The organism is Cellulosimicrobium cellulans (genome assembly GCF_016921195.1).
GTDB lineage: Bacteria > Actinomycetota > Actinomycetes > Actinomycetales > Cellulomonadaceae > Cellulosimicrobium > Cellulosimicrobium cellulans_F.
Map to the genome: position 1 here is coordinate 462,652 of NZ_JAFGYF010000003.1, position 9,938 is coordinate 472,589.

At 76.5% G+C, this 9,938-nt stretch carries 9 protein-coding genes and 1 riboswitch; of the genes, 6 read left to right on the plus strand and 3 right to left on the minus strand.

The window, feature by feature from the left end:
* Positions 1-78 precede the first annotated feature (78 nt).
* Entirely contained in the window at positions 79-1,794 is a 1,716-nt protein-coding gene (locus JN535_RS10115) for a PspC domain-containing protein (protein WP_205205391.1), read from the plus strand.
* Positions 1,794-2,366 carry a hypothetical protein gene (locus JN535_RS10120; RefSeq protein ID WP_205205392.1) on the plus strand — a complete coding sequence of 191 codons (573 nt, stop codon included), beginning with the start codon at positions 1,794-1,796 and terminating at the stop codon, positions 2,364-2,366. Before JN535_RS10115 ends, JN535_RS10120 begins: the two co-directional genes overlap by 1 nt.
* Before the next feature lie 144 nt (positions 2,367-2,510).
* Here JN535_RS10120 and JN535_RS21545 read toward each other — a convergent pair whose 3' ends face one another.
* Positions 2,511-3,278, minus strand: a complete 768-nt coding sequence (locus tag JN535_RS21545; RefSeq protein ID WP_307868524.1) for a hypothetical protein — start codon at positions 3,276-3,278, stop codon at positions 2,511-2,513.
* 181 nt (positions 3,279-3,459) lie between these two features.
* On the opposite strand from JN535_RS21545, the gene JN535_RS10130 reads away from it, so the two are divergent.
* Positions 3,460-4,620 carry a glycosyltransferase family 4 protein gene (locus JN535_RS10130; RefSeq protein ID WP_205205393.1) on the plus strand — a complete coding sequence of 387 codons (1,161 nt, stop codon included), beginning with the start codon at positions 3,460-3,462 and terminating at the stop codon, positions 4,618-4,620.
* Between the two features lie 4 nt (positions 4,621-4,624).
* Here JN535_RS10130 and guaA read toward each other — a convergent pair whose 3' ends face one another.
* On the minus strand, positions 4,625-6,238 hold the full coding sequence (guaA, locus tag JN535_RS10135; RefSeq protein ID WP_307868525.1) for a glutamine-hydrolyzing GMP synthase: 1,614 nt from the start codon (positions 6,236-6,238) through the stop codon (positions 4,625-4,627).
* 43 nt (positions 6,239-6,281) lie between these two features.
* Positions 6,282-6,992 (minus strand): thiamine phosphate synthase, encoded by a 711-nt coding sequence (gene thiE, locus JN535_RS10140; protein WP_205205449.1) that lies wholly within the window; start codon positions 6,990-6,992, stop codon positions 6,282-6,284.
* 55 nt (positions 6,993-7,047) lie between these two features.
* Positions 7,048-7,128, plus strand: a riboswitch (TPP riboswitch).
* 4 nt (positions 7,129-7,132) lie between these two features.
* On the opposite strand from thiE, the gene thiO reads away from it, so the two are divergent.
* The 3 genes from thiO (at position 7,133) to JN535_RS10155 (ending at position 9,588) form a co-directional block, all read left to right on the plus strand.
* A complete protein-coding gene (gene thiO, locus JN535_RS10145; protein ID WP_205205394.1) occupies positions 7,133-8,497 on the plus strand; it encodes a glycine oxidase ThiO in 1,365 nt (454 codons plus the stop codon).
* A gap of 5 nt (positions 8,498-8,502) precedes the next feature.
* Positions 8,503-8,736, plus strand: coding sequence for a sulfur carrier protein ThiS (thiS, locus tag JN535_RS10150; protein ID WP_307868526.1), 234 nt, complete (start codon positions 8,503-8,505; stop codon positions 8,734-8,736).
* Positions 8,737-8,844: 108 nt separating this feature from the next.
* Complete coding sequence (locus JN535_RS10155) at positions 8,845-9,588, plus strand: thiazole synthase (protein WP_205205450.1); 744 nt, start codon at positions 8,845-8,847, stop codon at positions 9,586-9,588.
* Positions 9,589-9,938: the final 350 nt, after the last annotated feature.

Genomic DNA, 9,938 nt, shown 5'->3' on the forward strand with positions numbered 1-9,938 from the left:
CGCGCGACGGCCGGTTCAGGGTCGGGTCAGGGTGGCACCCGATACCGGCGGCACGGCGCCGGGGCCAGCATGGTGGTCATGAGCACTCCCGACCTTCCCGGACCCGGCAGCCGGCCCGGGTCCTCCGGCGGCGCCGCCGGCGCGTCCGGCGCACAGCCGGGCACCGTCCCTCCCGGGGCGAGCGGTCCCGACCCCGCGTGGGGCGGCCCCACGGGGCCGACCGATCCCGGCCGGCGTCCGCCGCAGGGCTCGCCGCCGGCCCCTGGCGCGGCGCGCCCGCACGGCACCGACGGCTTCTTCGACGCCGTCCGGCGCGTCGGCATCGCCCGCGCGGACGACCGCTGGATCGGCGGTGTCGCGTCCGGCGTCGCCGAGCGGTTCGGGATCGACCCGCTCGTCGTGCGTGGTCTCCTGTTCGTGACGTTCTTCCTCTCGGGAGCCGGGCTCGTGCTGTACGGCGCGGCGTGGGCCCTCCTCCCGGAGCGCCGCGACGGACGCATCCACCTGCAGGAGGCGTTGCGCGGCAACGTGGACGTCGCGCTGCTCGGCGCCGCGGCGTTCGTCCTCGTCGGGTTCTCGTGGGGCGGCGGCTGGTGGTCCTGGTGGGACGCGCTCGACCTGGGGTGGCTGACGGGCCTGTTCTGGGTCGCGGCGTTCGTGACCGTGGCCGTCGTCGTGGTCTCGGCGCTCACCCAGCGGGGCCCCCGCGGCCCCCAGGGCGCGCCGCCACAGGTTCCCCCGTGGTCCGGTGGCCCGAGCTCACGCGACGCCAGCGGCCCCGCGACCCCCGGGTCCGTCCCCGGCGGGCCGGGCAACGGTCCTACCGCGCCCGGTGGCAGCCCCGCGCCGGCCGACCCGTGGGGCACCCCCGAGACGCCGTCGGGCGCCGCGCCGTCGGGCCCCGAGGACCGTGCGAGCTGGTCCGCCGAGGCGAGCCCCTACGCGTCGACCGCGCCGAGCGCCGCCACGTCCCTGCCCCCGTACGCCCCGGGTGCACCGTTCGGTGGGACGCCGCCCCTCGCGCCGCCCGCCGCGCCGCAGCGGGCGCACCAGGGGCCGCGGAACCCGTCCACGCCCCAGCCGCCGGGCCCGCCGCCGGCGCCCCAGCCGCCGAGGCCCCCGCGCCCGCGAGGGCCCGGGGCCACCACGACGGGCATCGTGGTCGGACTGAGCCTCCTGCTCGGGGCGTTCCTGCTCGTCGTCGAGCGCCAGGGCGAGCTCCCGTGGCCCGTCTTCCTCACGTGGGCCGGCCTGTCGGGCATCCTCGCGGGTCTCGCGATCGTCGTCGGCGGCCTGCGCGGGCGCACGAGCGGCGGCCTCGGATGGCTCGCGGTGCTGCTGCTGGTCATCGCGCTCCCCGCCTCGGCGTGGCGCTCCACGCCGTTCACGTTCTTCCTCGACGACGCCGTGCGGACCGTCACGGACGGTACGCACCGCGTCACCGACCCGGACGTCGCCGAGGAGGGGTTCGGCGTCTCGTTCGGCGACCCGACGATCGACCTCTCCGGGCTCGACCTGTCCGACGCGACGGGCGCGTCTCCCGTCGAGGTACCGGTCCAGCTCGGCGCCGGGGACGCGACCGTCGTCGTGCCCGACGGCGTCCCGGTGCGCGCCGAGGTCCAGGTGCTGGCCGGGAACGCCCGCTGGCGCGTCGACGGCGACCGGCAGGAGATCGGCGGCGTCAGCACGCAGCCGGTCACGTTCGACAACGACGAGGTCCAGTCCGGCGACGACCCGCTGCTCGTGCTGCGGGTCGAGGTCGGAGCCGGCCAGATCACGATCGAGGAGGACTGATGAACGACGGAAACCACCGGGACGACGACACGCGGCCGCTCGGCGACGAGCTGTTCGACGCGCCGCGGGCCGACGCGCCGGGGTCGGACGTCCACCCGACGGTGCCGCTGTCCACCGACCCGTCGTCGACCGGCACCCCCACCGGGGGGCCGGCCTCGCCCGAGCCGCTCCCCACGGCGCCGCGCGCCCAGGAGGCGCGGGACGGGGACACCAGCGTCCTGGACGTGCCCAGCCCTGCGGTCCACGAGCGTCCGACCGCCGGCGCCCCCGCCGGCTCCGAGCCGAGCCCGGCCGGCCCGGCCGGCCCGTCGTCGGGACCGTCGGCCGAGCCGTCGCGCGTGCCCACCGACCCGTGGGCATCCGGCGGACAGGTCCCGCCCGCCCGGCGCGGGCCCCGGGTCTCGACCATCGTGTGGGGCTTCGTCATCGTCGCGTTCGGCGTCGTCGTGCTCGCGGCGGCCCTCGGCGCACGGGTCGACCTCGGGCTCGCCACGATCGTCGTGCTCGCGACGGCGGGCCTCACGCTCGTCGTGGGGTCGATCGTCTCGGGGGCCAGGCGCCGGCGCGGCTGAGGTCGCACCCCGCGGACACAGCGAGGGGCCGTGGCACGTGTGCCACGGCCCCTCGCCGTGTCCGAGCGACGTCGCCCCGCACGCTCTCCCCGGTGCGACCCGGTGGGAACGGGTCCTCGACGTCCGGACGGACGGCCGGGACGGTCAGGGAGTGGGCTCGTCACCCCGACGCTCGGGCGGGGCGCCCGTGCGGCTGGTCGTGGGTGTGTCGGGCGACGCGGCCGGCGACGCCCCGGGCGCGGACGGGGCTCCCGTCCCCGGTGCGCCGGTCGGCTCGACCGGCGTCGCGGCCGCGCGGGCCTCGGCACCGGCCGTCGAGAGCGCGGACGTGCGCCCCGGCGCCTCGACCGGGCGCGTGGGCTCGGGACGGGCGGGCGGCGCGGTCGGCGCCGGCTGCGCGCGCGCCGGGGCGGCGTGGCGCCCGGCGTCCGAGAGGTCGCCCGACGACGTGTACGCCGCCGGGGTCTCGACGGCGACGCTGGGACCGCCCGCGAGCCTCCTGAGCGCGATGCCGACGAGGATGAAGAGGATGCCCAACCCGATGACCAGGGCGCACACCCCGAACGCGACGACGGACGTGAACAGCGACGCGCGCAGGAACGACGCCGTCATGACCGTCTGCCGCGTCGGGTCGTCCTGCCCGAGCTCGGCGTACGTCTGACCGTCGCTCGCCTCGAGCGCGTGCTTGTTGATGACCTCGGCCTGCGCGTACGCGGTGAGCGGCCCGTTGACGTGCCGGCCCGCCATGAACGACGCGTCGTCCGAGACGGTGATCTCCTCGGCCGACAGCTGGTTCGCCACGACGATCCAGGTGCCGATGCCCGCGAGGAGGAGGACGATGCCGGCGATGACGGACACGAGGCCGATGCCGCGCGCCCCCTTGGCCGGTGTGACGGTGACGGTGCTCGACATGGCGCGTTCTCCCCTTCGTCAGGACCCACCTGCTGCCGCACCGCGGACCGTGACCCGCGGGCGCGGGTCCGCCGCAGGGCGGTCGAACCACCCATCTCGGCACCCACGGTAGCGACGACGACGACGGGCCGCGCGGCGAACACGCGCCTCGACGTCGCGCGCGGATGGGAGGATGCCGTCCGTGCGCATCACCCACCTGACCGACTGCTACCTGCCGCTGCTCGGCGGGATCGAGACCCAGGTCGCGCGCCTCGCGCGGCAGCAGGCGGCCGCCGGGCACGACGTCGCGGTCGTGTGCACGACCCCGGCCCGCCCGGGCGCGCACGGCGTCACCACCGAGCAGGACGGAGAGGTCACCGTCCACCGGCTCGCCGCGCGCGTCCCGGGCGGTTACCCCGTGCACCCGCGCGCGCCGCACCACGTGGCGCGGATCCTGCGGGCCGACCGGCCCGACGTCGTGCACCTGCACATGGGCGTGCTGACGCCCTCGACGCAGGCGTCGCTGCGCACCGTCGTGCGCGCGGGCGTGCCCGCGGTGCTCACGGTGCACAGCGTCTGGGGCGGGGCGGAGAGGGCGTTCGCCGGGCTCGACCGCGTCGTGCGCTGGTCACGCTGGCCCGTGCTGTGGTCGGCGGTGAGCGAGCTGACCGCCGCTCCCCTGCGCCGCATCGTCGGCGACAACGGCGAGGTCGTGGTGCTGCACAACGGCCTCGACCTCGACGCGTGGCGCGTCCCGCGCACCGAGCGGGCCGACCGCATGGAGGGCTCTGCCGTCCACGTCGTCGCCGCGACGCGGTTCGCGCCGCGCAAGCGCGTGCTGCCGTTCCTGGAGGTCGTGCGCGACGCCGTCGCGCGCCTCCCCGAGGGCGCGCTCCACGTGACGCTCGCCGGGGACGGCCCCGAGCTGGCCGACGCGCGGCGCTTCGTCGCGGAGCACGGGCTGGGGTCGGTCGTGTCGCTCCCCGGCCGCCTCGACACGACAGGGCTCCAGCGGCTCTACGCGCGCGCCGACGTGTTCGCCGCGCCCGCCGTCGAGGAGGCGTTCGGGATCGCCGCGCTCGAGGGACAGGCCGCCGGGCTCGCGGTGCTCACGCGGTCGCAGTCGGGCGTCGCGGAGCGCCTCACCGACGGCGTCGACGCGCTCGTGGCGGACGACGACGCCGGGCTCGCCGACGCGCTCGTGCGTCTCGCGACCGAGGACGGCCTGCTCGACCGGATCGTCGCGCACAACCGCGACGTGCCGTCGTCGGCGGGCTGGCCGCGCGTGCTCGCCGACGTGGAACGGGCATACGGACGGGCCGCGACGATCACCGTGGATCGTCGGGCCCGGCCGTCCCGCTAGGGGGTCACTCCCACTCGATGGTGCCCGGGGGCTTGCTCGTCACGTCGAGCACGACCCGGTTGACCTCGGCCACCTCGTTGGTGATGCGCGTCGAGATGACGGACAGCACGTCGTAGGGCAGGCGCGTCCAGTCGGCCGTCATCGCGTCCTCGGACGAGACGGGGCGCAGCACGATCGGGTGACCGTAGGTGCGGCCGTCGCCCTGGACGCCGACCGAGCGGACGTCGGCGAGCAGCACGACCGGGCACTGCCAGATCTCGGCGTCGAGCCCGGCCTTCGTCAGCTCCTCGCGCGCGATCGCGTCCGCGGCGCGCAGCGTCTCGAGGCGGTCCGCCGTGACCTCTCCGACGATGCGGATGCCGAGACCGGGGCCCGGGAACGGCTGCCGCGCGACGATCTCCTCGGGCACGCCGAGCTCGCGGCCGACGGCCCGGACCTCGTCCTTGAACAGGGTGCGCAGCGGCTCGACCAGCGAGAACTGCAGGTCGTCGGGCAGGCCGCCGACGTTGTGGTGGCTCTTGATGTTCGCCGCACCCTCGCCGCCGCCGGACTCGACGACGTCCGGGTAGAGCGTGCCCTGCACGAGGAACTTCACCTCGGCGCCGTGCTCGCCCGCATCCTCGACGATCTGCCGCGCGGCGTCCTCGAACACGCGGATGAACTCGCGGCCGATGATCTTGCGCTTGGTCTCGGGGTCGCTGTGCCCGGCGAGCGCGGTGAGGAACCGCTCCTTCTCGTCGCGGATCACGAGGTTGACGCCCGTCGCCGCGACGAAGTCGCGCTCGATCTGCTCGACCTCGCCCGCGCGCATCAGCCCGTGGTCGACGTGCACGCACGTGAGCTGGTCGCCCACCGCGCGCTGCACGAGCGCCGCGGCGACCGCGGAGTCGACGCCGCCGGAGAGGGCGCAGATGACGCGCGCGTCGCCGACCTGGGCGCGGATCGCCGCGACCTGGTCCGCGATGACGTTGCCGGGCGTCCAGTCCGGGGCCAGGCCCGCGCCGTCGTACAGGAAGTGCTCCAGCACGGTCTGACCGTGCGCGGAGTGCTTGACCTCGGGATGCCACTGCACGCCGTAGAGGCGACGCTCGCGGTCCTCGAACGCGGCGACCGGCGAGCCCGACGACGTCGCGAGGACCTCGAAGCCCTCGGGCGCGCGGTGCACGGCGTCGCCGTGGCTCATCCACGTGGTCTGGTTCTGCGGCGTGCCGTCGAGCAGCACGCCAGCGGCGCACACCTCGACCTCGGTGCCGCCGTACTCGCGCAGGCCCGTCTGGGCGACCTCGCCGCCGAGCGCCTTCGCCATGGCCTGGAAGCCGTAGCAGATGCCCATGACGGGAACGCCGGCCTCGAACAGCGCCGGGTCGACGAACGGGGCGCCCGTCGCGTACACCGACGACGGCCCGCCGGAGAGGATGATCGCCACCGGGTCCTTCGCGAGCATCTGCTCGACCGTGAAGGTGTGCGGCACGATCTCGGAGTAGACCTTGGCCTCGCGCACGCGGCGCGCGATCAGCTGCGCGTACTGGGCGCCGAAGTCGACGACGAGCACGGGGCGCGGGGTCGCGGCGACCTCGGCGGTGGTGGGGGTGTCGGGAGCGGTGGCGGGTGACGTCACCGCTCCAGGATAGTCGCCGCGCGGCGCGGTACGGTCCCGGGTCTCAGGCGTCGGTGCGTGCGGCGGCGCGCTCGACGACCCGCTCGCGCAGCGCACGCGCCGCGGCCTCGGGGTCACGCGCCTGGGTGATCGCGCGCACGACGACCACGCGGTCCGCCCCGGCGTCGAGCACCGCGTCGAGCCGGTCCGCGTCGATCCCCCCGATGGCGAACCACGGGGTGCTCGGCCGCGTCGCTGCCACCGCGCGCAGCAGGTCGAGCCCGACGGCGGCACGTCCGGGCTTGGTGGGCGTCGCCCACAGGGGGCCGACGCAGAAGTAGTCGACCGCCGGGTCGGCCTCGGCCGCGGCGGCCTGCTCGGCGCAGTGGGTGGAGCGGCCGAGCACGGGCCCACCGCCCAGGAGCGCACGCACCGCCGGGACGGGCAGGTCGCCCTGACCCATGTGCACCACGGGCGCGCCGGCGAGGCGCGCGACGTCGGCCCGGTCGTTGACCGCCCACAGCGCGCCGTGCTCGGTCGCGACCCGCGCGACGAGCTCCTGGAGCTCGAGCTCGCGCGTGACGTCGAGCGTCTTGTCGCGGAGCTGCACGACGTCCACCCCACCCGCGAGCGCCGCCCGGAGGAAGTCCTCGAGGTCGCCGCGCTCCTCGCGCGCGTCTGTGCACAGGTAGAGGCGCGCGTCGGCGAGTCGGGCGCGTGCGGCGTCCGGGGCCCACGGGGCGGGGGCTGCGGGAGTGGCGAAGGTCTCGGGGATCACCCGCCGGAGCCTAGCCGCGGCGCGCCCTCGGCAGGCGGTACTGTGGCCGACAGCACGGGAGCCCCGCACGGGGGCTGAGAGGGCGTCGGAGCCGACCGTCGAACCTGATCTGGGTCATGCCAGCGAAGGGAGCGCGCATGCACACCCCTGTCCGTCCCGGGACCCGCCCGCCGGGAGCCGGTCCCGTCGTGCCCGACGGCGCACGCGACGTCGTCGTCGTGGGCGGCGGGATCGTCGGGCTCGCCGTGGCGTGGCGCGCCGCACGCTCGGGGCTGACCGTCACGGTGCTGGACCCGTCACCGGGCGACGGCGCGACGCACGCCGCGGCCGGCATGCTCGCCCCGGTCACGGAGGCCGACTTCGGCGAGGACGACGCGCTGCGCCTGCACCTCGCCGCCGCCTCGGCATGGCCCGGGTTCGCCGCCGACCTGCGCTCTGCGACCGCGGCCGACGTCGGGCTGCGCACCGCGGGCACTCTCACGGTCGCCTACGACGCCGACGACCTCGCGCTGCTCCGGCGCGTCCTCGCCCTCCACGCCGCGCACGGGCTCGCGTCCCACGAGCTCACCGTCGTCGACGCGCGTCGACGGGAGCCGTACCTCGGCCCGCGGGTCGCGGGCGCGGCCTGGGCGCCCGCGGACCACGCGGTCGACCCGCGCGCGACGCACGCGGCCCTGCTCACCGCGCTCGGCGACGGTTCGGGACCGCGGTCGTCCTGGGGCGGGAGCTCACGTGCCGACGCGGACACGGTCGTCGTACGGGCGACGGCGACGCGCCTCGCGCTCGACCCGTCCGGGCGGGTCGGGGGCGTGCACGACGACGCGGGCCGGCTCCACCGGGCGGGCGCCGTCGTCGTCGCGGCGGGCTGGGAGTCCGGAGCGCTGCTCGCGGACGTGCCGGGCGTCGTCGTCCCCACGCGACCGGTCAAGGGGCAGACCCTGCGCCTCGACGCCGGGCCGGGACTCGCGCTCGAGCACGTCGTGCGCGGGGTCGTGCAGGGGCGGCCGGTGTACGTCGTGCCGCGCCACCCGGTCTCGGACGGACCGCGCGCCGGGCACCGCGAGGTCGTCCTCGGCGCGACGACCGAGGAGAACCCCGACGACCGTCGCGCGACCGCGGGCGGGGTCTTCGCGCTGCTGCGCGACGCGCGCGCCTTCCTGCCCGGGATCGACGAGGCGGCGCTCGTCGACGTCACGCCGCGCGCTCGGCCCGCGACCCCGGACAACCTGCCGCTCGTCGGCCCGACACGCGTACCGGGCCTCCACCTCGCGACCGGGCACGGGCGCAACGGCATCCTCCTCGCACCCCTCACCGCCGACGCAGTCGTCGCCGGCCTCACCGGCACCACGCTCCCGGCCGACGCCGCCACCGCCATCTCCCCGACCCGCACCGACCGCTTCGCCGAACCCGGGGTCACGCCCGGGCTCGCCCCGGATCCGGGGAACAACCCCGGGTTCGGCGGCGACCGATCGGCCGCGTCCTCCTCCACGACACCGAGGTGATCACCGTGTCCGCACCCGCTCCGACCGCGCTCGTCAACGGCGAGCCGTACCCGCTCGACGCCCCCGTGCACCTCGAGCAGCTCGTCGCGGCGCTCGTGCCCGCGTACGTCGCCGACGGGACGCCGCAGGGCGTCGCCGTCGCCGTGGACGACGCCGTCGTGCCGCGCGGCTCCTGGGCGACGACCGTCGTCGCGCCGGGCGACCGCATCGAGATCGTGACCGCCGTCCAGGGCGGCTGAGGAGGACCCGTGACCACGACCGACATCTCCCCCGCGACCGCGAGCCGACCGTCGCACGGCGCCGACCCGCTCGTCGTCGCCGGCACGACCATCGGGTCGCGCCTCGTCATGGGCACCGGCGGGGCGGCGAACCTGCTCACGCTCGAGGACGCGCTCGTCGCGTCGGGCACCGCGCTGACGACGGTCGCGATGCGCCGCGTCGCCGTGCGCGCGGGCGGCGACGCCAGCCCCGACGCCGGGATCTGGGCGCTCCTCGCGCGCCTCGGCATCCGCGCGCTGCCCAACACCGCGGGCTGCTTCTCGGTGCGCGAGGCCGTGCTCACCGCGCACCTCGCGCGCGAGGCGTGCGGCACCGAGTGGGTCAAGCTCGAGGTGATCGCCGACGACGTCACGCTCCTGCCCGACCCCGTGGGCCTCGTCGAGGCGGCCGAGCAGCTCGTGCGCGACGGGTTCGTCGTGCTGCCCTACACCAACGACGACCCGATCCTCGCGCGCCGGCTCGAGGACGTCGGGTGCGCCGCCGTCATGCCCCTCGGCGCGCCGATCGGCACCGGGCTCGGCATCCTCAACCCCCGCAACATCGAGGCGATCGCCGCCGCCGCCCGCGTGCCCGTGATCCTCGACGCGGGGATCGGGACGGCGTCCGACGCCGCGCAGGCGATGGAGCTCGGGTGCGACGGCGTCCTGCTCGCGACCGCCGTCACGCGCGCCGCCGACCCGGTCCGCATGGCGCACGCGATGCGGCTCGCCGTCGAGTCGGGCCGCCTCGCCGCCGGCGCCGGCCGCATCCCCCGCCGAGAGGGCGCCCTCGCCAGCTCGTCACCGGACGGCCGCCTCGACCTCGCCCTCTGACCGCGAGAGAGAACCCTGGCCGGGCGGAACCCATGGTTCGCTCAAGGAGAACCGTGGTCGCGCGAGAGAGAACCCTGGTCCCGCGAGATAGAACCCTGGTCCCGCGAGATAGAACCCTGGTCCCGCGAGATAGAACTCTGGTCCGCGAGGTAGAACCGTGGGTCGTGCCCGACGGCGGCCGCCGGGCCGGCGGCCAGGTCGCCGACATCGCACGACGACGCGGGCGTCCGGGTGAGCAGGGGCCGGGGTGAGACGACGTCGGGCGGGGTGGGTGGTGGTGCCGCGTCGTGGCGGGCCTGGCGGGAGCCGCGAGGAACGAGCGGCGGATGGTAGACGCGGCACCACCACCC